Origin of the sequence: Micrococcus sp. HMSC067E09 (assembly GCF_001812555.1) — a bacterium.
Classification (GTDB): Bacteria; Actinomycetota; Actinomycetes; order Actinomycetales; family Micrococcaceae; genus Micrococcus; species Micrococcus lylae.
The window spans coordinates 35,435-56,981 of sequence record NZ_KV809417.1 but is presented as its reverse complement, the minus strand read 5'-3'; the positions used below and the strand labels follow the sequence as shown (position 1 = coordinate 56,981).

Sequence of the window (21,547 nt, the reverse complement as noted above, 5' to 3'; positions counted from 1 at the left end):
AAGAGGTCTCGAAGGGCGGGCGCCGATTACTGGGCGACCTGGCCGATCTCGAAGGTCTTGGGTTGCTGGGCGGCGTGCGGATGCTCGGCACCGCGGTACACCTTCAGCTTGGACAGCTGCTGGGCGGCCAGGGAGTTCTTGGGGAGCATGCCCTTGACGGCCTTCTCCACGGCGCGCACCGGGTTCTTCTCCAGGAGCTCCTCGTAGGAGACGGACTTGAGGCCGCCCGGGTAGCCGGAGTGGCGGTAGGCGCGCTTCTTCTCGAGCTTGGCGCCGGTCAGGGCCACCTTCTCGGCGTTGATGATGATGACGTGATCGCCCATGTCCATGTGGGGGGCGAAAGTCGGCTTGTGCTTGCCGCGCAGCAGGATCGCGGTCTGGGAGGCCAGGCGGCCGAGCACCACATCGGTGGCGTCGATGACGTGCCACTGACGGTCGGCGTCACCGGGCTTGGGAGTGTACGTACGCACGTTGTCTGCCTTCATGGTCGGTAGTTCGGTCACAGCCGTGCCGGGCCGGGCGTGAGTCAGGCCTGACGCGGCTGTCAGTTCTCCGCGCGCGCCGGGCGCCAGGTGAGGACTGGCGAGCATCCGGGCCCTGAACATCCGATGGGCGCCGGCGAGAACACGGCCATGCAACTGAGCCTCTCGCGGCGCGCCTGAATCCGGATGCGGACATGCGCAACGACATCACATCATATCGGTTCGCCACCCCGATTGCCACCGGGGGCGCTGTCGCCCTCCGCACGCGCCCTCAGGCGTCCCCGTCGACCTGCGTGGCGTCGCGACGGGCCCGGGTGCCCTCCGCCCGGGAGGCGAGGGAGCCGTCGTCGGGGTATTCGACGTGGTCCAGGACCAGGGCATGCGGCGGGGCGAGACGGGACAGGGAGTCGCGGACCTGCGCCTGAAGACGCTCGGCCATCCACCCCGGCTCCTGACGCCTCTCCCCCACGGCCACGGCCGCGGCGACGAGGGCGCGCACCATGTGGTGACAGAAGGCGTCCGCGCGCAGGCGGCACTCGAGCACCCCGTCCGAGCCGCGCTCCACGGTGAAGGCCTGCAGCTCGCGGATGGTGGTCCCCTCCGGCCTCGGCCTGCAGTAGCTCAGGAAGTCGTGGAGCCCGACGACGGAACGCGCCTCCGCCTGCATCCTCGCCTCGTCCAGGGGCTCGCGATGCCAGTAGGTGTCCCGCCGGCGGAGGGGGTCACGGGTGTCTGGCCGGTCGCTGATGCGATAGCGATAGGAGCGCCACAGGGCCGAGAAGCGGGCGTCGAAGCCCTCGGGGGCGCGGACGGCCGAGCGGATGACGAGCGCGTCCGATGCTCGGCGGAGCACGCCGTGCAGACGCCGGACGAGGGTCTCCCCCGGCTCCAGGCCTGCGCGGCCGCGGACCAGGCCCTCCCACTCGGTCTCGGTGAGGTCGAGGTGGACGACCTGGTGGGCCGCATGGACGCCCGCGTCCGTGCGACCGGCCACGACGGTGCGCACCGGTCGGCGCAGGATGGTCTCCAACGCATCCTCGAGGGTGCCCTGCACGGTGCTCAGACCAGGCTGGGCGGCCCAGCCGCGGAAGTCGGTGCCGTCGTAGGCGAGGTCCAGGCGCACACGGACCAGACGCGGCTCCTCGCCGGTGGCCGACGCGGCGGCGGTGACGGCGGTCATCACACCAGCCCCGAGGTCAGCAGGAAGATCGCGCCGCCGTGAGCGATGGTCGAGCCGAGCACGCCGTGGCGGATCGCGATCGCAGCGCAGACGAGCCCCTCGACGAGGGTGAAGGCCAGGATCGGCCAGCCGACCTCGGTCACGGTGGAGGCTAGGAAGACGTGGCCGGCGGCGAAGAACGCCGCCGAGGCCAGGGCCGCGCGCGCCACGGTGGTGTGGTGCTCCAGCTCGGACTGCAGCAGACCGCGGAACAGGACCTCCACGAGCAGGCCGGCGCAGAAGGCGAACACCAGCAGCGGGACGAGGATGCCGGCCGCCACGGCACCGCCACGGACGTCGAGCGGGACGTCGCCGAGCCCGAGCGCCGCCGAGAGGGCGGGCACCGAGCCGTAGAGGACCGCGAAGGGAAGGACGATCACAGCGGCACCGAGGAGTCCGACCGGGCCGGAGAGCCAGGCGCGGTCCGCCGTCCACCGCATCCCACGGGAGCGCTGCCGGAAGGCCGCCACCAGGCCGGCGACCGCCGCCAGAGCGAGCACGGACAGGCTGATCAGCTGGATCGGGTCCGAGGTGAAGCGCAGCCACAGGACGGGCCGCTCCCCCGCCGTGCCGAACGTGAACAGACCGTGCCCCACCATGGCGTCCCGCAGCAGCACGACGCCGAGGATCGCCACGAGGACACGGGCGGCGACCATGCGCCCGGGCACGAGCGCCAGGGCTGCGACCACCAGCAGCAGGCCCGGGGCCACGTCGATCAGGTAGGCCGCCAGGCTGTCGAGAGAGGGGTCGCCGAACACTCTGGCAGTGTACCGAGCAGAGACGGCGGGACCGGCGACGCACCGAGCGGAGACGGCGGGCACGGCGAAGGGGCCGCCCCCTCCACAGCGGAGGGAACGACCCCTGGCACGGTGCCGGCGTCAGCGCACCGGCGCGAAGATCACTCGGAGACCTTCTGGGCGGCCTCGCCGCCGGCCGGGGCGTAGCCCGCGGCCTTGGCGTCCTCGACGGAGGCGAACCAGACCTCGGCGGTGGTCTGGTCGTACCAGCGAGAGCCGGGCACGTGGTACTTCATGGAGCCCGCATTGCCCTTGATGTCGGCACCCTCCGGCGCCGAGCCGTCCTCGTTGGCCGGGATCGGGCCGTTGCCGGTCGCGGCGGCCTCCTCGGCCGGGGCGGTCTCCTCGGCCGGGGCCTCGGCGGCGGCCTGGGCCTCGTCCACCTGCGGCTCCGCCGGGGCGGCATCCGCCGGGGCGGCGGCGGTGGCCTGCTCGGCCTCCTTCACGACGGCCTGCTTGGCGGACACCGGGTCCATGACCAGCTCGATGACGGCCATCGGGGCGTTGTCGCCGTTGCGGTTGCCGATCTTGGTGATGCGGGTGTAGCCGCCGTCGCGCTCGGCCATGGCCGGGGCGATCACGGTGAACAGCTCGTGCACCACGGTCTTGTTCGTACGGTTCTTCGCGGCGATGATGCCCTGGACCTTGCGACGGGCCGGCAGGTCACCCTTCTTGGCGAAGGTGATGAGGCGCTCGGCGAACGGGCGCAGACGCTTGGCGCGGGTGAGCGTCGTGGTGATCGACTTGTGCTCGAACAGCTGGGCCGACATGTTGGCCAGCATGATGCGCTCGTGGGCCGGGCTGCCGCCCAGGCGCGGACCCTTGGTGGGGGTAGGCATGGTGTTTCTCCTCAGGTGATCCCCGACCCCTCACGGGATCGGCGGACAGGTTTGGTGGTGCGTCGAGCTCAGTACTCGGAGAACGGATCGTCGTCCATCTGCTCGGCGTGGGCCTGCGGGTCGTAGCCGGCGGGCGAGTCCTTGAGGGACAGGCCGAGCTCGTAGAGCTTCTCCTTGACCTCGTCGATGGACTTCGCGCCGAAGTTCCGGATGTCCATCAGGTCGGCCTCGGAGCGGGCCACGAGCTCACCCACGGAGTGGATGCCCTCGCGCTTGAGGCAGTTGTAGGAGCGCACGGTGAGCTCCAGCTCCTCGATCGGCTGTGCCAGGTCCGCGGAGACGGCGGCGTCGGCCGGGGCCTCGCCCAGGTCGATGCCCTCGGCCTCGACGTTGAGCTCGTGGGCCAGGCCGAACAGCTCGACCAGCGTGGAGCCTGCGGAGGCCACGGCGTCACGCGGAAGCATGGACTCCTTGGTCTCCACGTCCAGGATCAGACGGTCGAAGTCCGTGCGCTGCTCCACACGGGTGGCCTCCACCTTGAAGGTGACCTTCAGCACCGGCGAGTAGATCGAGTCGATCGGCATGCGACCGATCTCGGAGTCGGCCAGCTTGTTCTGGGCCGCGGTCACGTAGCCGCGACCGCGCTCGATGGTCAGCTCCATCTCGAACTTGCCCTTCGCGTTCAGCGTCGCGATGTGCAGGGACGGGTTGTGGATCTCCACGCCGGCCGGCGCGGTGATGTCAGCGGCGGTGACGACGCCCGCACCCTGCTTGCGCAGGTAGGCGACGACCGGCTCGTCGTTCTCCGAGGAGACCGAGAGCTTCTTGATGTTGAGGATGACCTCGGTGACATCCTCCTTGGCACCGCTGATGGTGCTGAACTCGTGCAGCACACCGTCCACGCGGATGCTGGTCACGGCAGCACCGGGGATGGAGGACAGCAGAGTGCGGCGCAGGGAGTTGCCGAGGGTGTAGCCGAAGCCGGGCTCCAGCGGCTCGATGACGAACCGGGAACGACGATCGGAGACAACCTCTTCGGTCAGCGTGGGGCGCTGTGCAATGAGCACGGACATTTCCTTTCGGCGGGCGTCCGCCATATGACGCACGCAGGGGGTGGAAACGAGTTCTATGGGTGGGCAGGTCCGAGGACCTGTCCCCGCGCCCCTCAGGCGAGGGCCACGGGGACTCGACAGGTGTCAGACGCGACGGCGCTTGGCCGGGCGGGCGCCGTTGTGCGCCATCGGGGTGACGTCCTGGATGGAGCCCACCTCGAGGCCTGCGGCCTGCAGGGAGCGGATCGCGGTCTCACGACCGGAGCCCGGTCCCTTCACGAACACATCGACCTTGCGCATGCCGTGCTCCTGCGCACGCTTGGCGGCCTGCTCGGCGGCCATCTGCGCGGCGTAGGGGGTGGACTTGCGGGAGCCCTTGAAGCCGACCTCGCCGGAGGAGGCCCAGGCGATCACGGCGCCGGTGGTGTCGGTGATGGACACGATGGTGTTGTTGAACGTGCTCTTGATGTGGGCCTGGCCCACAGTGATGTTCTTGTTTGCCTTGCGACGCGGCTTGCGAACCGCTGCGCGAGTCTTCGGGGGCATGGATATCTCCTACGGGAAAGCTGGGGTGGATCTACCTGCAGCGCCTCGGCCCGTCCTGTGCGGCGGGGACCGTGGCGCCGGGGATCACTTCTTCTTGCCGGCGACCGTCTTCTTCGGACCCTTGCGGGTACGGGCGTTGGTCTTGGTGCGCTGGCCGCGCACGGGCAGGCCGCGACGGTGACGCAGGCCCTCGTAGGAGCCGATCTCGACCTTGCGGCGGATGTCGGCGGCGACCTCGCGGCGGAGGTCGCCCTCGACCTTGTAGGTGCCCTCGATGTGGTCGCGCAGCTTCACCAGCTGCTCGTCCGAGAGGTCCTTCACGCGGATGTTCGGGTCGACGCCCGTTGCCGCCAGGGTCTCCTCGGCGCGGGTCCTGCCCACACCGTAGATGTACGTGAGTGCGATGATCACGCGCTTCTCGCGCGGGATGTCAACGCCTGCAAGACGAGCCATATGGCCGCCCTCCTGTTCCTTCTGCAGCAGGGGTCTGCACCAGTGACGTCCCGCCCACGTGGCCTGGCGGCCTGCGCGGCCCGGTGCACGGCACCGGGGAAGTGTTCCGGTGTGGGTCCGTGCCGGCGGCCCCGCCGCGAGCGGTCTCCGGCCCCTGCGACCGGAGGTTGCGTCCGTGCCCCGCCCGCAGGCGGTGGACGCTGTCCTGATGTCTCGGCCCTGATGGCCGATGTGAATATGGGTGATGTGCACTCAGGCGGCGCCGCCCCGGACCGGGGCGGACGCTCAGCCCTGGCGCTGCTTGTGGCGCGGGTTCGAGCAGATCACCAGCACGCGGCCCTTACGGCGCACGACCTGGCAGTTGTCGCAAATCCGCTTCACGCTCGGCTGAACCTTCACGGTTCCTCCTCTTGCGCTCGCTTGTCGGACGGTTTACTTGTAGCGGTACACGATGCGACCCCGGTTGAGGTCGTACGGGCTAAGCTCGACCACGACCCGGTCCTCGGGGAGGATGCGGATGTAGTGCTGACGCATCTTGCCGGAGATCGTCGCGAGCACGATGTGCTCGTTCTGCAGGCGGACCCGGAACATTGCATTCGGCAATGCCTCGGTCACCGTGCCCTCGACCTCGATGACACCTTCCTTCTTAGCCATGTCCTCCACAATCGTTGGGCCCCGCCTCGCCAGGGCACAGGCCCTCGCGCGATGGGACAGGAATGGGTTCGACCCACCTCCACCTGGACAGGCAGAGGCACAGTCAGCGCCCCAGCTTACCCCATCTCCGGATTGATTCCAACCGCCGACGGCGTCGCGGAGCAATGCGCAGGTCGCCTCGTGCGCTCCCCGGTGAACCGGTGACGACGGTCGCTCGCCGGCCGAAGGCGCGGGGCCGTCGTCGGGGTCTGGATCAGGACCTCCCCGCAGGCCGAGCGCCGGCCGCGGGCGCCGGGATCACTCCCCCGGCGGCACCGGGGTGACGCCGAAGCGCGCGAGCTCGGAGGCACCACCGTCCGGCGCGGTGAGCACCCACACTCCCCCGCGATGCCGGCAGACGCTGTGCTCCCACTGGCTGGCCCGCCCGCCGTCCGTGGTGACGACCGTCCAGTCGTCCTCCAGAGTGACGGTCTCGATGCCGCCGCGCACGAGCATCGGCTCGATCGCCAAGGCCATGCCCGGCTGCACCTTGGGGCCGCGGTGCCCGGTGCGGTAGTTGAAGACGTCCGGCGGCATGTGCATCTTCGAGCCGATGCCGTGGCCGACGTAGTCCTCGAGGATGCCCAGCGGGGGCCCCGGCTGCCGGGTGACGAAGTCGTCGATCGCGTCGCCGACCTCGCCCACGTTGCTCGCCGTCGCCAGGGCGGCGATGCCCACCCACAGGGCCTCACGGGTGATCTCGGACAGCCGCTCGTCCTCCGGATCCGCCGTGCCGGCCTCCGAGGAGCCGAGGATCACCGTGCGCGCGGAGTCGGCGTGCCAGCCGTCCACGATCGCGCCGCCGTCGATCTTCACCACGTCGCCGGACTGCAGCACGCGCTCGCCCGGGATCCCGTGGACGACCTCCTCGTTCACCGACGTGCAGATCGTCGCCGGGAACCCGTGGTAGCCGAGGAAGTTGGACGTGGCGCCGTGCTCGTCCAGCACGGCACGGAACACCTGGTCCAGCTCTGCGGTGGTCACCCCGGGGGCCGCCGCGCCGACGGCGGCGTCGAGGGCGCGCGAGAGGACCACCCCCGCGCGCTGCATGGTCTGCAGCTCGGAGGTGGTCTTCAGCTCGAGGGAACGACGGGCGAACACCCGATCAGGCCTCCTCGGAGCCCTGGTCCACCACCGGCAGGGTGCCGGTGGCCGCACGCACGGAGTAGACGGCCTGCAGCAGGCGCTCGGTGACGTCGTCCACCTGGCCGGTGCCGTCCACGCGGGTGACGATGCCGCGGTCCTGGTAGCTCTCGATGACCGCCGCGGTCTCCTGGTGGTACAGGTCGAGACGGTGGGTGATGACGTCCTCGGTGTCGTCGGCGCGGCCCTCGATCTCAGCGCGCTTGAGCAGGCGAGCGACGAGCTCCTCGTCCGGGACGGTCAGCTCGACCACGACGGAGAGGGCGTGGCCCGAGTCCTTGAGCATGGAGTCCAGCGCCTCCACCTGCCCGGCGGTGCGCGGGTAGCCGTCCAGCAGGAAGCCGGAGGACGCGTCCGGCTGCGCGATGCGGTCGGCGACCATGCGGTTGGTCACCTCGTCCGGGACGAAGTCGCCGTTGTCGATGTACCGCTTGGCCTCCACGCCGAGCGGGGTCATCTCCTTCACGTTGTGGCGGAAGATGTCACCCGTGGAGATCGCCACGATCCCCAGCTTGTCGGCAATCCGGGCGGCCTGGGTGCCCTTGCCGGAGCCGGGAGGGCCCATGATCAGCATGCGAGTCATTTCTTGTTCCTCACTGTCGGGATCGGTGGAGGGGGTCGTGGGTCCGGTTCAGCGCAGCAGGCCCTCGTAGTGACGCTGCTCCATCTGGGCGTTGATCTGCTTCACGGTCTGCAGGCCGACGCCCACCATGATCAGGATCGAGGTGCCGCCGAACGGGAAGTTCTGGTTGGCGTTGATCAGCACGAAGGCGATCAGCGGGATCATCGCGACCACGCCCAGGTACAGGGCTCCCGGGAAGGTGATGCGGCTGATCACGTACTCAAGGTACCGCTCCGTGGGGCGGCCCGCACGGACGCCCGGGATGAAGCCGCCATAGCGCTTCATGTTGTCCGAGATCTCCTTCGGGTTGAAGGTGATGGACACGTAGAAGTACGTGAAGCCCACGATCATCAGCAGGTACAGGGCCATGTAGACCGGGTGGTCGCCACCGGTGAAGTACTCGGCCAGGAACGTGACCCAGGCCGGCGGGTTCGAGCCGTCCTGCGGGGTGTTGAACTGGACCAGGATGCCTGGGAGCGTCAGCACGGAGGACGCGAAGATCACGGGGATCACTCCGGCCATGTTCACCTTGATCGGGATGAACGTCGAGTGGCCGGAGAGGGTGCGGGAGCCGATCTGCCGCTTGGCGTACTGGACCGGGACGCGACGCTGGGACTCCTCCACGAAGACGACCGCGAGCATGGTCAGCAGACCGATGACCATGACGATCAGGAACGTGCGGACGCCCTGGGTCTGCCACACCTGGCCGATGCCGGACGGGAAGCCGGCGGCGATGGAGGCGAAGATCAGCAGGGACATGCCGTTGCCGACGCCGCGCTCCGTGATCTGCTCGCCCATCCACATCACCAGGACGGTGCCCGTGGTGAGGACCAGCACGACCATGAGGACCGTGACGATGGAGTCGTCCACGAGCAGCGGCAGCTGGCAGCTCAGCAGCGCGCCGGTGCGGGCCAGCGACGCCATGGTGGTCGACTGCAACAGGGCCAGCGCCAGGGTCAGGTAGCGCGTGTACTGGGTCAGCTTCGCCTGGCCCTGCGGGCCTTCCTGGTGGAGCTGCTCGAAGCGCGGGATCACCACGCGCAGCAGCTGCACGATGATCGACGCGGTGATGTAGGGCATGATGCCCAGCGCGAAGATGGAGACCTGCAGCAGCGCGCCGCCGGAGAACATGTTCACGAACGAGTACAGGCCACCGGAGGCGTTGCCCGCTGCCAGACACATCTGCACGTTGCCGTAGTCCACACCCGGCGACGGGATGAAGGCACCCAGTCGGTAGATGGCGATGATGCCGAGCGTGAACCAGATCTTGCGCTGCAGGTCTGGCGTCCGGAAGATCCGGCCGATGGCCTTGAACACGCGTCCTCCTGTGTGCGGTCGGTGTGGTGGTCCCCGCCTCTCGACGCGACGGGCTGTGGCACCGCCCACGCGGACCACCAGGGCAGTCTACACGGCGATGCAAGAGGCCCCCGGCCCCCAGGCGGACCTGGGGATCGGGGGCCTCTGTGCGACCGCGGGGGTCAGAGGGTCTCGGTGGACCCGCCCGCGGCAGCGATCTTCTCCACGGCCGAGGCGGAGAAGGCGTGGGCCTTCACCTGCACGGCGACGGAGATCTCACCGGAGCCGAGCACCTTGACGGGCTGGTTCTTGCGGACCAGACCCTTCTCGACGAGGGCCTCGACCGAGACCTCGCCGCCCTCCGGGAAGGCGGTGTTCAGCTTGTCCAGGTTCACGACCTGGTACTCGGTGCGGAACGGGTTCTTGAAGCCGCGCAGCTTCGGCAGACGCATCTGCAGCGGAAGCTGGCCGCCCTCGAAGCCCGGACGCACCTGGTAACGGGCCTTGGTGCCCTTGGTGCCACGGCCGGCGGTCTTGCCCTTGGAGGCCTCACCGCGGCCCACGCGGGTCTTCGCGGTCTTGGCGCCCGGGGCCGGACGCAGGTCGTGGATCCGGATGGCGTCGTTCTCAGCCATTGCTGACCTCCTCCACGGACACCAGGTGCGGCACGGTGTTCACCATGCCGACGGTCGCCGCGTCGGCCTTGCGGGTGACCTGGTGGCCGATCCGCTTCAGGCCCAGCGAGCGCAGGGTGTCGCGCTGGTTCTGCTTCACGCCCGAGACGCCGCGGGTCTGGGTGATGACCAGGGTGGCGTCCGAGGGCTGGATGTTCTTACGAGTGGGCTCAAACATGGCTCAGGCACCTGCCTTCTCGGTGCTCTTCTGGGCGCGGTCGGCCTCCATGGTGCGCAGCATGGCGTGGGGGGCGATCTCGTCCAGGGCCTTGCCGCGGCGGGCGGCCACGGCCTGGGGCTCCTCGAGCTTCTTGAGGGCGTCCACGGTGCCGCGAACGATGTTGATGACGTTCACGGAGCCCATGGACTTGGACAGCACGTCATGGATGCCGGCGCACTCCAGCACGGCGCGCACCGGGCCGCCGGCGATCACGCCGGTACCCGGGGAGGCCGGACGGAGCAGCACGACGCCGGCGGCGTCCTCACCCTGCACGAGGTGCGGGATGGTGGAGCCGACGCGCGGGACACGGAAGAACGACTTCTTGGCCTCCTCCACGCCCTTCTGGATCGCGGCGGGGACCTCCTTCGCCTTGCCGTAGCCCACACCGACCATGCCGTTGCCGTCGCCGACGACGACCAGGGCGGTGAAGCTGAAGCGACGGCCGCCCTTGACGACCTTCGCCACGCGGTTGATGGCGACGACGCGCTCGAGGAACGCGTCCTTGTCCTCGTCCTGGGCGCCACGACGGTTGCGGTCGTCGCGACGGCCGCCGCGGCGATCGTCACGGCCGCCGCGGCCGTTGTCACGACCACCACGACCGCCGGAACGCTCGGTGGACTGGCTGGCCGAGCCGGCAGCGGTCTCGGCGACAGCGGTCTCGGTGTTCTCGGTCACCTGGGTGTCCTTCTGGTTGTTGGTCTCGGTCACAGCTGCAGCCCACCCTCTCGGGCACCGTCGGCGACGGCGGCCACACGGCCGTGGTACTTGTTGCCACCGCGGTCGAACACGACGGTCTCGATCCCCGCAGCCTTCGCACGCTCGGCGACGAGCTCGCCCACGCGCTTGGCCTTGGCGGTCTTGTCGCCCTCGAATGCACGCAGGTCCGCCTCCATGGTGGAGGCCGAGGCCAGAGTGCGGCTCTGGGTGTCGTCGACGACCTGCACGAACATGTGGCGTGCAGAGCGGTTCACGACCAGGCGCGGACGGGCGGTGGTGCCGGAGATCCGCTTGCGGACACGGAGGTGGCGGCGGGTACGGGCGTTGAACTTGCCCTTGCCCTTCACCTTCAGAGTAGACATCACTTACCTGCCTTTCCGGCCTTGCGGCGGATCTGCTCGCCCGCGTAGCGGACGCCCTTGCCCTTGTACGGGTCCGGGCGGCGCAGCTTGCGGATGTTGGCGGCGGTCTCGCCGACCTTCTGCTTGTCGATACCGGAGACGGTGACCTTGTTGCCCTCGACGGCGAAGGAGATGCCCTCCGGGCACTTCACCGGAACCGGGTGGGAGTAGCCCAGGGCGAACTCCAGGTCCTGGCCCTTGGCCAGCACGCGGTAGCCGGTGCCGATGACCTCGAGCTGCTTGGAGAAGCCCTCCGTCACGCCCAGGATCATGTTGTTGATCAGGGTGCGGCAGAGGCCGTGCAGGGAACGGGACTCACGCTCGTCGTCCGGACGGGCCACGGTGACCTGTCCGTCCTCGAGGGTGGCCGTGATCGGGGAGGGCAGGGTGTGCTCCAGCTGGCCCTTCGGGCCCTTCACGGTGACGCGGGCGCCGTCGATGGTCACATCGACGCCGCTGGGAACGGTGATCGGCAGACGTCCGATTCGCGACATGTCAATACAGCCTTTCTTCGGTCTCGTCCGTCACCAGACGTAGGCGACGACTTCGCCGCCGACGCCCTTCTTGGCGGCCTGCCGGTCGGTCAGCAGACCGGAGGAGGTGGACAGGATGGCGATGCCCAGACCACCCAGCACGTGCGGGAGGTTGGTGGACTTCGCGTACACGCGCAGACCCGGCTTGGAGATGCGGCGCAGGCCGGCGATGGCACGCTCGCGCTGCGGTCCGAACTTCAGGTCGATGATCAGCTTCTTGCCGACCTCGGCCTCCTCCTCGCGCCAGTCGGCGATGTAGCCCTCGGCCTTGAGGATGTCGGCCACGCGGGTCTTCAGCTTGGACGACGGCATGGACACGGTGTCGTGGTAGGCCGAGTTCGCATTGCGCAGACGCGTCAGCATGTCTGCGACGGGATCGGTCATGGTCATGTGGGCTTCACGCCCTTTCTCGCCGCGGTTTCCCGCTCCGGTTCACCGGCACGGGACCTGTGGCGTAGAGGTCTTACTTTTCGGTCTTGAACGGGAAGCCCAGCGCCTTCAGCAGCGCGCGGCCCTCGTCGTCGGTCTTGGCAGAGGTCACCACGGTGATGTCCATGCCGCGCACGCGGTCGATCTTGTCCTGATCGATCTCGTGGAACACGGTCTGCTCGGACAGGCCGAAGGTGTAGTTGCCGTTGCCGTCGAACTGGCGGTCGGACAGGCCCCGGAAGTCACGGATGCGCGGGAGCGCGAAGGTGACGAGGCGGTCCAGGAACTCCCACATGCGGTCGCCACGGAGAGTGGCGTGCGTGCCGATCGGCATGCCCTCACGCAGCTTGAACTGCGCGATGGACTTGCGGGCCTTGGTGATCATCGGCTTCTGACCGGTGATCAGGGTCAGGTCGGCCACGGCGCCGTCGATGATCTTCGAGTCCTTGGCGGCCTCACCGACACCCATGTTGACGACGACCTTGACGACGCCCGGCACCTGCATGACGTTGCCGTAGGAGAACTCCTCCTGCAGGGCGGCGCGGATCTGATCGCGGTACTTGGTCTTCAGACGCGGGGTGACCTTGGTGGTCTGCTGAACCTCGGTCATCACAGCTCCTTCCCCGAGGCCTTGGCGAAGCGGACCTTCACGGTCGTGCTCACGCCGTCCTTCTCGACGGTCTCGAAGCGGTAGCCCACGCGGGTCGGCTTCTTGGTCTCCGGGTCCACCACGGCCACGTTCGAGATGTGGATCGGGGCCTCGACGACCTGCAGGCCGCCCTCGGTGGAGCCGTTGTTGTTCTGGCCGGCACGCAGGTGCTTGGTCACGCGGTTGACGCCCTCGACCAGCACGCGGTCGGTGGACGGGAACACGCGCAGGACCTTGCCCTGCATGCCCTTGTCCTTGCCGGCGATGACCTGGACCAGGTCATCCTTCTTGATCTTCGCCATGGGTCAGATCACCTCCGGAGCGAGCGACACGATCTTCATGAAGCGCTTGTCGCGCAGCTCACGGCCCACGGGGCCGAAGATACGAGTGCCGCGCGGCTCGTTCTCGTTCTTGAGGATGACGGCCGCGTTCTCGTCGAAGCGGATGTACGAGCCGTCCGGACGGCGAGACTGCTTGCGAGCCCGCACGACCACAGCCTTGACGACATCGCCCTTCTTGACGTTGCCGCCGGGGATGGCGTCCTTCACGGTGGCGACAATGGTGTCGCCGATGCCTGCGTAGCGGCGTCCCGAGCCACCGAGAACACGGATGGTCAGGATCTCCTTCGCACCGGTGTTGTCGGCGACCTTCAGCCGCGACTCCTGCTGAATCACTTATCTCTCCTAGCGTCGCGCCGGTTCTCACCCCCGGTGGGTGAGCCTTGCGGAACGGTCAAGCGGTGATCCCGGCGTGCTTACCCCTGCCCCTCTCGCGTTCGGGCCCACACCTCTCCCCCACCGCATCTTCAGACAGCGGCGCGGTTCGGGGCAGGCTGCGGAACGCAGGGCAAGGCCGAGGCGGTTCCGGGATCGGCGTGCGACTCCCTCGGCACGCAGGATGGATGGTCCTGCCAACAAAGGGCGCACGAACATGGAAGTCTACAGCAAAGGCCCGCCCCTGCCAACGGCAGCGGACGGGCCTTCGCCTGTCATTCGGCTCACGCCGAACGCGTCACTTGGCGCGCTCGACGATCTCCGCGAGACGGAAATGCTTCGACGCCGACAGCGGTCGGGTCTCGGCGAGGCGAACGCGGTCGCCGACACCGGCGGCGTTCTCCTCATCGTGCGCCTTCACACGCTTGGTGGTGCGCATGACCTTGCCGTACAGCGCGTGCTTCTTGCGGTCCTCGACCTCGACCACGATGGTCTTGTCCATCTTGTCCGAGACGACGATGCCGCGGACGGACTTGCGGTAGCCGCGCTCCTCGGAGGCGGCGGCGGTCTGCTCGCTCACTTGGCAGCCTCCTCGTTCTTCTCGTCAGCCTTGCCCGGCGCGACGACGTCCTCGCGGATGCCGAGCTCGCGCTCACGCAGGATGGTGTAGATGCGGGCGATGTCACGCTTGACGGCCTTCAGTCGGCTGGAGTTGTCCAGCTGACCGGTGGCGGCCTGGAAGCGCAGGTTGAACAGCTCCTCCTTGGAGGACTTCAGGGCCTCCTGGAGACGGCCGTTGTCCATGCCGTCCAGGGACTCGACGTTCAGATCCTTGGTTCCGATGGCCATGGGATCACTCACCACCCTCTCGACGGATGATTCGGGCCTTCAGCGGCAGCTTGTGGATCGCGAGGCGCAGCGCCTCACGGGCGACGTCCTCGGACACACCGGACAGCTCGAACAGCACGCGGCCCGGCTTCACGTTGGCCACCCACCACTCGGGCGAGCCCTTGCCGGAGCCCATACGGGTCTCGGCGGGCTTCTTGGTCAGCGGACGGTCCGGGTAGATGTTGATCCACACCTTGCCGCCACGCTTGATGTAACGGGTCATGGCGATACGCGCGGCCTCGATCTGACGGTTCGTCACATAGGCCGGCGTGAGCGCCTGGATGCCCCACTCACCGAAGGTCACGGCGGTGCCGCCCTTGGCGGTGCCGGTGCGCTTGGGGTGGTGCTGCTTGCGGTGCTTGACGCGACGGGGAATCAGCATCAGGCGTTTCCTCCTTCAGCGGGAGCGGCGGCCGGCGCGGTGTTCTCGCGGCGCGGAGCACGCTCAGCACGATCGTTGCGACGGCGACGCTCGCCACCGCGACGGTCGCCGCGGCCACGGCCGGACGGCTGAGCGGCCTCCTTGGCGGCCAGCTCCTTCGCGGTGAGATCGCCCTTGTAGATCCAGACCTTCACGCCGATGCGACCGAAGGTGGTCCGGGCCTCGAACTTGCCGTAGTCCACGTTCGCGCGGAGGGTGTGCAGCGGCACGCGGCCCTCGCGGTAGAACTCGGAACGGCTCATCTCGGCGCCGCCGAGGCGGCCGGAGCACTGGATCTTGATGCCCTTGGCGCCGGCACGCATGGCCGACTGGATGGCCTTCTTCATCGCGCGGCGGAAGGCCACGCGGGAAGACAGCTGCTCCGCCACGCCCTGGGCGACCAGCTGGGCATCGGTCTCGGGGTTCTTGACCTCGAGGATGTTCAGCTGGATCTGCTTGCCGGTGAGCTTCTCGAGCTCCCCGCGGATGCGGTCGGCCTCAGCGCCGCGACGACCGATCACGATGCCCGGACGAGCGGTGTGGATGTCCACCCGCACGCGGTCACGCGTGCGCTCGATCTCCACCTTGGAGATGCCGGCGCGCTCCATGCCGTTGGTCATCAGCTCGCGGATCTTGACGTCCTCCTTGAGGAAGTCCCTGTAGCGCTGACCGTCCTTGTGGGAGTCAGCGAACCAGTGCGAGACGTGGTCGGTGGTGACGCCGAGACGGAAACCGTTCGGGTTGATCTTGTTGCCCATTTACTCAGTTCCCACCCTTCTCGTCCTTGGTGGCGACCACCACGGTCACGTGGCTGGTGCGCTTGTCGATGCGGTAGGCGCGGCCCTGGGCACGCGGCTGGAACCGCTTCATGGTCGGGCCCTCGTCCACGTAGGCCTCGCTGATGTACAGCGAGTCCTCGTCGAACGCGAGGCCCTCACGGTCGGCCTTCACGCGGGCGTTGGCCACGGCGGAGGCGACGATCTTGTAGACCGGCTCCGAAGCGCCCTGACGGGCGAACTTCAGGATGGCCAGGGCCTCCACGGTGTCCTTGCCACGGACCAGGTCGACGACGCGCCGGGCCTTCATCGGCGTCACGCGCAGGTGGCGCGCCATTGCCTTGGCTTCCATTGCTTCTCTCTTTCGAATCTCTCGAAGGTCAAGCTCCACGAACCGTCAGGCTCAGCGGCGCTTGCCCTTCTTGTCGTCCTTCACGTGACCGCGGAACGTCCGCGTGGGGGCGAACTCTCCGAGCTTGTGACCCACCATGGACTCGGTGACGAACACCGGGATGTGCTTGCGGCCGTCGTGCACCGCGATGGTGTGGCCGAGCATGTCCGGGATGATCATCGACCGGCGAGACCAGGTCTTGATGACGTTCTTGGTGCCCTTCTCGTTCTCCGCCAGAACCTTCAGGTAGAGGTGCTGATCGACGAAGGGGCCCTTCTTCAGGCTGCGAGGCATGTCTTCTCAGCTCCCTTATCGCTTGTTCTTGCCGGAACGGCGACGACGCACGATGTACTTGTCGCTTTCCTTGTTGGGACGGCGGGTGCGGCCCTCGGGCTTGCCGTTCGGGTTGACCGGGTGACGGCCGCCGGAGGTCTTGCCCTCGCCACCGCCGTGCGGGTGGTCGACCGGGTTCATCACGACACCGCGGACGGTCGGGCGAACGCCCTTCCAGCGCATGCGGCCGGCCTTGCCCCAGTTGATGTTGGACTGCTCGGCGTTGCCCACCTCGCCGACGGTGGCGCGGCAGCGCACGTCGACGTTGCGGATCTCACCGGAGGGCAGGCGCAGCTGGGCGTACTTGCCCTCACGGGCGACCAGCTGGATCGCGGCGCCGGCCGAGCGGGCCAGCTTCGCGCCGCCGCCCGGACGCAGCTCCACGGCGTGGATCATGGTGCCCAGCGGGATGTTGCGCAGCGGGAGGTTGTTGCCCGCCTTGATGTCGGCGTTCGGGCCGGCCTCGACCACGGCGCCCTGACGCAGGTTGGCCGGGGCCAGGATGTAGCGCTTGGTGCCGTCGGCGTAGTGCAGCAGCGCGATGCGCGCGGTGCGGTTCGGGTCGTACTCGATGTGAGCGACCTTCGCCGGCACACCGTCCTTGTCGTGACGACGGAAGTCGATCAGACGGTACTGCCGCTTGTGGCCACCGCCCTTGTGACGGGTGGTGATGCGGCCGGTGTTGTTGCGTCCACCGGTCTTATGCAGCGGACGGAGAAGGGACTTCTCCGGCGTGGACCGGGTGATCTCTGCGAAGTCGGCCACCGACGAGCCACGCTGGCCCGGGGTGGTCGGCTTGTACTTACGGATAGCCATGTACCTGTTCCTCGATTAAGTGGTCTCCGCAACGCCTCAGGAGGCGAGCGGACCTCCGAAGATGTCGATCGTTCCGTCCTTCAGCGTGACGATGGCACGCTTGGTGGACTTGCGCTGGCCCCAGCCGAAGCGGGTCCGACGGCGCTTGCCCGGACGGTTCAGGGTGTTCACCGAGGCGACGGACACGTCGAAGATGCGCTCGACGGCCTGCTTGATCTCGGTCTTGTTGGAGCGCGGGTCCACGAGGAAGGTGTACTTGCCCTCGTCGATCAGACCGTAGCTCTTCTCCGACACGACGGGAGCGATGATCACGTCGCGGGGATCCTTGTTGATGGAGCCGCTCACTGGGCATCCTCCTTCTTGGCACCGGTGGCGCGCGCCACGAACGCCTCGTAGGCGGCCTGCGTGAACACGACGTCGTCGGAGACGAGCACGTCGTAGGTGTTCAGCTGGTCGGCGTACAGGGTGTGCACGGCGGGCAGGTTGCGGACGGACAGGGCGGCGACGTCGTCGGCGCGGTCGATGACGACCAGCATGTTCTTGCGGCCGGTGTTCAGCGACTCCAGGCCGGCCTTCGCCGCCTTGGTGGACGGGGTCTCGCCGGTGACGAGGGCCTCGATCACATGGATGCGACCGTGGCGGGCCCGGTCGGACAGGGCGCCGCGCAGAGCGGCGGCCTTCATCTTCTTCGGGGTCCGCTGCGAGTAGTCACGCGGGGTCGGGCCGTGGACGATGCCACCGCCGGTCATGTGCGGAGCGCGGATGGAGCCCTGGCGTGCACGGCCGGTGCCCTTCTGCTTGAACGGCTTGCGACCGGCGCCCGACACCTCACCGCGGTCCTTCGCCTTGTGGGTGCCCTGGCGGGCGGCGGCGAGCTGGGCCACGACGACCTGGTGCATCAGCGGGACGTTCGCCTGCACGTCGAAGATCTCGGCGGGCAGGTCGACCTTGACGGTCTTCACAGAGTTGGCCATGGGTCTCAGGCTCCCTTCGCGGCGCTGCGCACGAGCACGACCTGGCCCTTGGGGCCGGGGACAGCGCCCTTGATCAGCAGCAGGTTGTTGTCCACGTCGATGCCGTGGAGCGTGAGGTTGTGGGTGGTCTGGCGGACAGCGCCCAGGCGGCCCGGCATGCGCATGCCCTTGAAGACACGGCCCGGGGTGGCGGCGCCGCCGACGGAGCCCGGCTTGCGGTGGTTCTTGTGCTGACCGTGGGAGGCGCCCACACCGGCGAAGCCGTGGCGCTTCATGGCGCCGGCGAAGCCCTTGCCCTTGGTGGTGCCCACGACGTCCACCTTCTGGCCGGCCTCGAAGACCTCGACGGACAGGTCCTGGCCGAGCTCGTACTCGGCGGCGTCGGCGGTGCGCAGCTCCACCAGGTGGCGGCGCGGAGTCACGCCTGCCTTCTCGAAGTGACCGGCCAGCGGCTTGGTCACGCGGCGGGGGTCGATCTGGCCGTAGGCGATCTGGACGGCGGTGTAGCCGTCGGTCTCCTCGTTGCGCAGCTGGGTGACCACGTTGGACTCGGACTGGACCACGGTGACGGGGATGAGCTTGCCGTTCTCGTCCCAGACCTGGGTCATGCCGAGCTTCGTGCCCAGCAGGCCCTTGACGTTACGGGTGTTGGTCATAGTCTCTCAGCACCTCCCTCTCAGAGCTTGATCTCGATGTTGACGTCCGCGGGCAGGTCCAGTCGCATGAGCGAGTCGACGGCCTTCGGAGTCGGGTCGATGATGTCGATCAGCCGCTTGTGGGTGCGCATCTCGAAGTGCTCACGGCTGTCCTTGTACTTGTGCGGAGAACGGATAACGCAGTACACGTTCTTCTCCGTCGGCAGCGGCACGGGGCCGACCACCGTTGCGCCTGCGCGCGTGACCGTGTCAACGATCTTGCGGGCCGAGACGTCGATGACCTCGTGGTCGTACGACTTCAGCCGGATGCGGATCTTCTGTCCCGCCATGGCGTCACGCCTCTCTCGTCGAGTAGCTGTTCCTGTCCCTGTGCGCAGGACACGTCCGTCCTGCATCTTGTCCTCGACCCGTCCGGGGTGAATCCGGCTGAGCCGGGTTCCTCGCCCTCGTCGGGCTCCGGTCCACGCGGTCGGGCGTGTCGCTCTCTCCGGGAGAGCAGACGCGCCGGCGTCGGACTGGAGGGATTGTGCATCTGGGCTCCGCAGCCGGCCACGAGACACATGGGCGGCGGCGCCTGGAGCGCTTGAGCAACTTATCCAGTATGACAGAGAACGGCACCGTCCGCCAACCGGCGCATCGGTGCCGTCCTGTGATCCTGGACGCGCCGGCCCAGAACGCCGGTGCGGGCAGTCAGTTCCCCCATTCGGTGGGCGGGCCCGCCATCAGCAGCGCCACGAACACCACCGCCACCACGACGAGGGCGATCAGCACGCTCACGACCGGCCTGGCGAGCACCGCGCGCAGCAGCCGGTCCGCAGCGGAGTCCCGCCCGGGCTCGTCGAGCACACGCCAGCGGTCCGCCGGCTCGCCCCGCCGTCCCATCGCGCGTTCGAAAGGCACGGTCATGAAGGGAATGACCGCCGATCCCAGCGCCACCAGTCCTCGCCCGGCAGACCAGCGCGAATCGATCCAGACGGCGACCACCACCACCACATAGCAGAGGAAGACGAAGCCGTGGACACCGCCGCCCACAGGCATGAGCGCCTCGGTGACGCCGGTGTACTTGAGGGCCATCGCCAGGATCAGCAGCGCCCAGGTGACCATCTCCGCCGCGGCGGTGATCCCGAACAGTCGACGTGGAGCGGCGGCGGTCACCGCTCGATCTCCCCTCCGCGGTTCGCACGACGGATGCGCCGGGCGCGCTCGATCTCCGGCTTGAAGTGTCGGTAGAGGCCGAGGCCGACGGCCACGACCGCCGCGAGGACCAGCAGGGTGATGAGGAGTTCCATGCCCACCAGCGTACCGGTGCCCGTCGCCGCCCCGAGCACACGAGAAGGCCCCCCGCCTCCGAAGAGGCGAGGGGCCGTCGTCGCTGTGATCGGCTCAGGGAGCCGACCGGCTGCGATCAGACGATCACTTGGTGATCTTGGTCACGCGGCCGGAGCCCACGGTGCGGCCACCCTCACGGATGGCGAAGCCGAGGCCCTCCTCCATGGCGATCGGCTGGATGAGCTCGACCGACATCTCGGTGGTGTCGCCCGGCATGACCATCTCGGTGCCCTCCGGCAGGGTGATGACGCCGGTGACATCGGTGGTGCGGAAGTAGAACTGCGGGCGGTAGTTCGAGTAGAACGGGTTGTGGCGGCCGCCCTCATCCTTGGACAGGATGTAGACGTTGGCCTCGAAGTTGGTGTGCGGGGTGATCGAGCCCGGGGCCACGACGACCTGGCCGCGCTCGACGTCGTCACGCTTCAGGCCGCGCAGCAGCAGACCGCAGTTCTCGCCGGCCCAGGCCTCGTCGAGCTGCTTGTGGAACATCTCGATGCCGGTGACGGTGGTCTTCTGCAGGTCGCGGATGCCCACGATCTCGACCTCGGAGTTGATGGCGAGGGTGCCGCGCTCGGCACGGCCGGTCACCACGGTGCCGCGGCCGGTGATGGTGAAGACGTCCTCGATCGGCATCAGGAACGGCTTGTCGCGGTCGCGGACCGGATCCGGGATGTACTCGTCGACGGCGGCCATCAGGTCCTGCACGGACTTGACCCACTTCTCGTCGCCCTCGAGGGCCTTGAGAGCGGAGACGCGCACGACCGGAGCCTCGTCGCCGTCGAACTCCTGGGAGGACAGCAGCTCGCGGACCTCCATCTCGACGAGCTCGAGGAGCTCCTCGTCCTCGACCATGTCGGACTTGTTCAGGGCCACGAGCAGAGCCGGCACACCGACCTGGCGGGCCAGGAGGACGTGCTCACGGGTCTGGGCCATCGGGCCGTCGGTGGCGGCGACCACGAGGATGGCACCGTCCATCTGGGCAGCGCCGGTGATCATGTTCTTGATGTAGTCGGCGTGGCCCGGGGCGTCCACGTGGGCGTAGTGACGCTTCTCGGTCTGGTACTCCACGTGGGAGATGTTGATGGTGATGCCGCGCTGGCGCTCCTCCGGAGCGGAGTCGATGGTGGCGAAGTCACGGGCCTCGTTCAGGTCCGGGTACTGGTCGTACAGAACCTTCGAGATCGCCGCGGTCAGGGTGGTCTTGCCGTGGTCGACGTGGCCGATGGTGCCGATGTTGACGTGCGGCTTCGTGCGCTCGAACTTTGCCTTTGCCACAGTTCCTCCTAGAACGTGTTCATCATCGCGAAGACTTGAAGATTTCATGCAGCGTCGCAGGGCGTGCTGACAACTCTCCCGAGTCTACGCGTCGATGTGGTGTTGGGAAAATCCCGGCGGATGTGAGGACCAGTCCGGTTCCAGGCCAGCAGTGCCGCCTGAAGCGGACCGGACCTGACCCGTCCTGTGCGGGAGCCGCGCCGCCGGGGT

At 68.3% G+C, this 21,547-nt stretch carries 35 protein-coding genes; all 35 read right to left on the bottom strand.

The genetic code is table 11. The features are described 5' to 3' along the window. Positions 1-26: 26 nt before the first annotated feature. Complete coding sequence (gene rplM, locus HMPREF2863_RS02030; protein WP_067188578.1) at positions 27-470, bottom strand: 50S ribosomal protein L13; 444 nt, start codon at positions 468-470, stop codon at positions 27-29. A gap of 283 nt (positions 471-753) precedes the next feature. Beyond that, the gene (gene truA, locus HMPREF2863_RS02025; protein WP_070637563.1) at positions 754-1,662 is read right to left on the bottom strand and encodes a tRNA pseudouridine(38-40) synthase TruA; all 909 of its coding nucleotides are present in this window, start codon (positions 1,660-1,662) and stop codon (positions 754-756) included. Then, positions 1,662-2,459: a CPBP family glutamic-type intramembrane protease gene (locus tag HMPREF2863_RS02020; RefSeq protein ID WP_067188389.1), complete on the bottom strand. Its 798-nt coding sequence runs from the start codon at positions 2,457-2,459 to the stop codon at positions 1,662-1,664. The genes truA and HMPREF2863_RS02020 overlap by 1 nt, the downstream gene beginning before the upstream one ends. Before the next feature lie 140 nt (positions 2,460-2,599). Next, positions 2,600-3,337, bottom strand: coding sequence for a 50S ribosomal protein L17, sunset domain variant (gene rplQ / locus HMPREF2863_RS02015; protein ID WP_067188392.1), 738 nt, complete (start codon positions 3,335-3,337; stop codon positions 2,600-2,602). 68 nt (positions 3,338-3,405) lie between these two features. After that, positions 3,406-4,404, bottom strand: a complete 999-nt coding sequence (locus HMPREF2863_RS02010; RefSeq protein ID WP_070637778.1) for a DNA-directed RNA polymerase subunit alpha — start codon at positions 4,402-4,404, stop codon at positions 3,406-3,408. 129 nt (positions 4,405-4,533) lie between these two features. Further along, entirely contained in the window at positions 4,534-4,935 is a 402-nt protein-coding gene (gene rpsK / locus HMPREF2863_RS02005; RefSeq protein WP_067188395.1) for a 30S ribosomal protein S11, read from the bottom strand. Between the two features lie 84 nt (positions 4,936-5,019). After that, positions 5,020-5,388 (bottom strand): 30S ribosomal protein S13, encoded by a 369-nt coding sequence (gene rpsM / locus HMPREF2863_RS02000; protein ID WP_067188400.1) that lies wholly within the window; start codon positions 5,386-5,388, stop codon positions 5,020-5,022. Between the two features lie 285 nt (positions 5,389-5,673). Further along, positions 5,674-5,787 carry a 50S ribosomal protein L36 gene (rpmJ, locus tag HMPREF2863_RS11365; RefSeq protein ID WP_082739490.1) on the bottom strand — a complete coding sequence of 38 codons (114 nt, stop codon included), beginning with the start codon at positions 5,785-5,787 and terminating at the stop codon, positions 5,674-5,676. Positions 5,788-5,820: 33 nt separating this feature from the next. Beyond that, the gene (infA, locus tag HMPREF2863_RS01995) at positions 5,821-6,042 is read right to left on the bottom strand and encodes a translation initiation factor IF-1 (RefSeq protein WP_067188402.1); all 222 of its coding nucleotides are present in this window, start codon (positions 6,040-6,042) and stop codon (positions 5,821-5,823) included. A gap of 297 nt (positions 6,043-6,339) precedes the next feature. After that, a complete protein-coding gene (gene map, locus HMPREF2863_RS01990; protein WP_102212885.1) occupies positions 6,340-7,182 on the bottom strand; it encodes a type I methionyl aminopeptidase in 843 nt (280 codons plus the stop codon). A gap of 4 nt (positions 7,183-7,186) precedes the next feature. Further along, positions 7,187-7,807 carry an adenylate kinase gene (locus HMPREF2863_RS01985; RefSeq protein ID WP_067188405.1) on the bottom strand — a complete coding sequence of 207 codons (621 nt, stop codon included), beginning with the start codon at positions 7,805-7,807 and terminating at the stop codon, positions 7,187-7,189. Positions 7,808-7,855: 48 nt separating this feature from the next. After that, the gene (secY, locus tag HMPREF2863_RS01980) at positions 7,856-9,163 is read right to left on the bottom strand and encodes a preprotein translocase subunit SecY (RefSeq protein WP_067188407.1); all 1,308 of its coding nucleotides are present in this window, start codon (positions 9,161-9,163) and stop codon (positions 7,856-7,858) included. A 161-nt stretch (positions 9,164-9,324) separates the two neighbouring features. After that, positions 9,325-9,777: a 50S ribosomal protein L15 gene (rplO, locus tag HMPREF2863_RS01975; RefSeq protein WP_067188409.1), complete on the bottom strand. Its 453-nt coding sequence runs from the start codon at positions 9,775-9,777 to the stop codon at positions 9,325-9,327. After that, positions 9,770-9,994, bottom strand: coding sequence for a 50S ribosomal protein L30 (gene rpmD / locus HMPREF2863_RS01970; RefSeq protein ID WP_067188411.1), 225 nt, complete (start codon positions 9,992-9,994; stop codon positions 9,770-9,772). Before rpmD ends, rplO begins: the two co-directional genes overlap by 8 nt. 3 nt (positions 9,995-9,997) lie before the next feature. Beyond that, positions 9,998-10,744, bottom strand: coding sequence for a 30S ribosomal protein S5 (gene rpsE / locus HMPREF2863_RS01965; RefSeq protein ID WP_082739492.1), 747 nt, complete (start codon positions 10,742-10,744; stop codon positions 9,998-10,000). After that, the gene (rplR, locus tag HMPREF2863_RS01960; RefSeq protein ID WP_067188413.1) at positions 10,741-11,115 is read right to left on the bottom strand and encodes a 50S ribosomal protein L18; all 375 of its coding nucleotides are present in this window, start codon (positions 11,113-11,115) and stop codon (positions 10,741-10,743) included. The genes rpsE and rplR overlap by 4 nt, the downstream gene beginning before the upstream one ends. Continuing rightward, positions 11,115-11,648 (bottom strand): 50S ribosomal protein L6, encoded by a 534-nt coding sequence (gene rplF, locus HMPREF2863_RS01955; RefSeq protein WP_070637561.1) that lies wholly within the window; start codon positions 11,646-11,648, stop codon positions 11,115-11,117. Before rplF ends, rplR begins: the two co-directional genes overlap by 1 nt. Positions 11,649-11,678: 30 nt before the next feature. Beyond that, entirely contained in the window at positions 11,679-12,077 is a 399-nt protein-coding gene (gene rpsH / locus HMPREF2863_RS01950; protein WP_067188419.1) for a 30S ribosomal protein S8, read from the bottom strand. A 73-nt stretch (positions 12,078-12,150) separates the two neighbouring features. Continuing rightward, positions 12,151-12,726 (bottom strand): 50S ribosomal protein L5, encoded by a 576-nt coding sequence (gene rplE / locus HMPREF2863_RS01945; RefSeq protein WP_070637559.1) that lies wholly within the window; start codon positions 12,724-12,726, stop codon positions 12,151-12,153. Then, positions 12,726-13,067, bottom strand: coding sequence for a 50S ribosomal protein L24 (gene rplX / locus HMPREF2863_RS01940; RefSeq protein ID WP_067188427.1), 342 nt, complete (start codon positions 13,065-13,067; stop codon positions 12,726-12,728). The genes rplE and rplX overlap by 1 nt, the downstream gene beginning before the upstream one ends. Before the next feature lie 3 nt (positions 13,068-13,070). Continuing rightward, positions 13,071-13,439: a 50S ribosomal protein L14 gene (rplN, locus tag HMPREF2863_RS01935; RefSeq protein ID WP_067188429.1), complete on the bottom strand. Its 369-nt coding sequence runs from the start codon at positions 13,437-13,439 to the stop codon at positions 13,071-13,073. Between the two features lie 337 nt (positions 13,440-13,776). Then, complete coding sequence (gene rpsQ, locus HMPREF2863_RS01930; RefSeq protein WP_067188431.1) at positions 13,777-14,058, bottom strand: 30S ribosomal protein S17; 282 nt, start codon at positions 14,056-14,058, stop codon at positions 13,777-13,779. After that, positions 14,055-14,327 (bottom strand): 50S ribosomal protein L29, encoded by a 273-nt coding sequence (gene rpmC / locus HMPREF2863_RS01925; protein WP_067188433.1) that lies wholly within the window; start codon positions 14,325-14,327, stop codon positions 14,055-14,057. The genes rpsQ and rpmC overlap by 4 nt, the downstream gene beginning before the upstream one ends. 4 nt (positions 14,328-14,331) lie before the next feature. After that, entirely contained in the window at positions 14,332-14,748 is a 417-nt protein-coding gene (gene rplP, locus HMPREF2863_RS01920; protein ID WP_067188434.1) for a 50S ribosomal protein L16, read from the bottom strand. Next, entirely contained in the window at positions 14,748-15,545 is a 798-nt protein-coding gene (gene rpsC / locus HMPREF2863_RS01915) for a 30S ribosomal protein S3 (RefSeq protein WP_070637557.1), read from the bottom strand. Before rpsC ends, rplP begins: the two co-directional genes overlap by 1 nt. Positions 15,546-15,549: 4 nt before the next feature. Then, positions 15,550-15,915 (bottom strand): 50S ribosomal protein L22, encoded by a 366-nt coding sequence (rplV, locus tag HMPREF2863_RS01910; protein ID WP_067188438.1) that lies wholly within the window; start codon positions 15,913-15,915, stop codon positions 15,550-15,552. A gap of 51 nt (positions 15,916-15,966) precedes the next feature. Next, positions 15,967-16,248, bottom strand: coding sequence for a 30S ribosomal protein S19 (rpsS, locus tag HMPREF2863_RS01905; protein WP_067188440.1), 282 nt, complete (start codon positions 16,246-16,248; stop codon positions 15,967-15,969). A gap of 15 nt (positions 16,249-16,263) precedes the next feature. Next, positions 16,264-17,103, bottom strand: a complete 840-nt coding sequence (gene rplB, locus HMPREF2863_RS01900) for a 50S ribosomal protein L2 (RefSeq protein ID WP_067188442.1) — start codon at positions 17,101-17,103, stop codon at positions 16,264-16,266. A gap of 36 nt (positions 17,104-17,139) precedes the next feature. Further along, the gene (gene rplW / locus HMPREF2863_RS01895) at positions 17,140-17,448 is read right to left on the bottom strand and encodes a 50S ribosomal protein L23 (protein ID WP_067188443.1); all 309 of its coding nucleotides are present in this window, start codon (positions 17,446-17,448) and stop codon (positions 17,140-17,142) included. Further along, positions 17,445-18,077 carry a 50S ribosomal protein L4 gene (rplD, locus tag HMPREF2863_RS01890; RefSeq protein ID WP_067188445.1) on the bottom strand — a complete coding sequence of 211 codons (633 nt, stop codon included), beginning with the start codon at positions 18,075-18,077 and terminating at the stop codon, positions 17,445-17,447. Before rplD ends, rplW begins: the two co-directional genes overlap by 4 nt. A gap of 5 nt (positions 18,078-18,082) precedes the next feature. After that, a complete protein-coding gene (gene rplC / locus HMPREF2863_RS01885) occupies positions 18,083-18,733 on the bottom strand; it encodes a 50S ribosomal protein L3 (protein WP_067188447.1) in 651 nt (216 codons plus the stop codon). A gap of 20 nt (positions 18,734-18,753) precedes the next feature. Next, a complete protein-coding gene (gene rpsJ / locus HMPREF2863_RS01880; protein WP_002857463.1) occupies positions 18,754-19,062 on the bottom strand; it encodes a 30S ribosomal protein S10 in 309 nt (102 codons plus the stop codon). Positions 19,063-19,423: 361 nt separating this feature from the next. Continuing rightward, a complete protein-coding gene (locus HMPREF2863_RS01875; RefSeq protein ID WP_067188449.1) occupies positions 19,424-19,888 on the bottom strand; it encodes a DUF3817 domain-containing protein in 465 nt (154 codons plus the stop codon). Next, on the bottom strand, positions 19,885-20,022 hold the full coding sequence (locus HMPREF2863_RS11985) for a hypothetical protein (RefSeq protein WP_167635501.1): 138 nt from the start codon (positions 20,020-20,022) through the stop codon (positions 19,885-19,887). Before HMPREF2863_RS11985 ends, HMPREF2863_RS01875 begins: the two co-directional genes overlap by 4 nt. Before the next feature lie 124 nt (positions 20,023-20,146). After that, a complete protein-coding gene (tuf, locus tag HMPREF2863_RS01870; protein ID WP_067188451.1) occupies positions 20,147-21,337 on the bottom strand; it encodes an elongation factor Tu in 1,191 nt (396 codons plus the stop codon). Positions 21,338-21,547 lie beyond the last annotated feature (210 nt).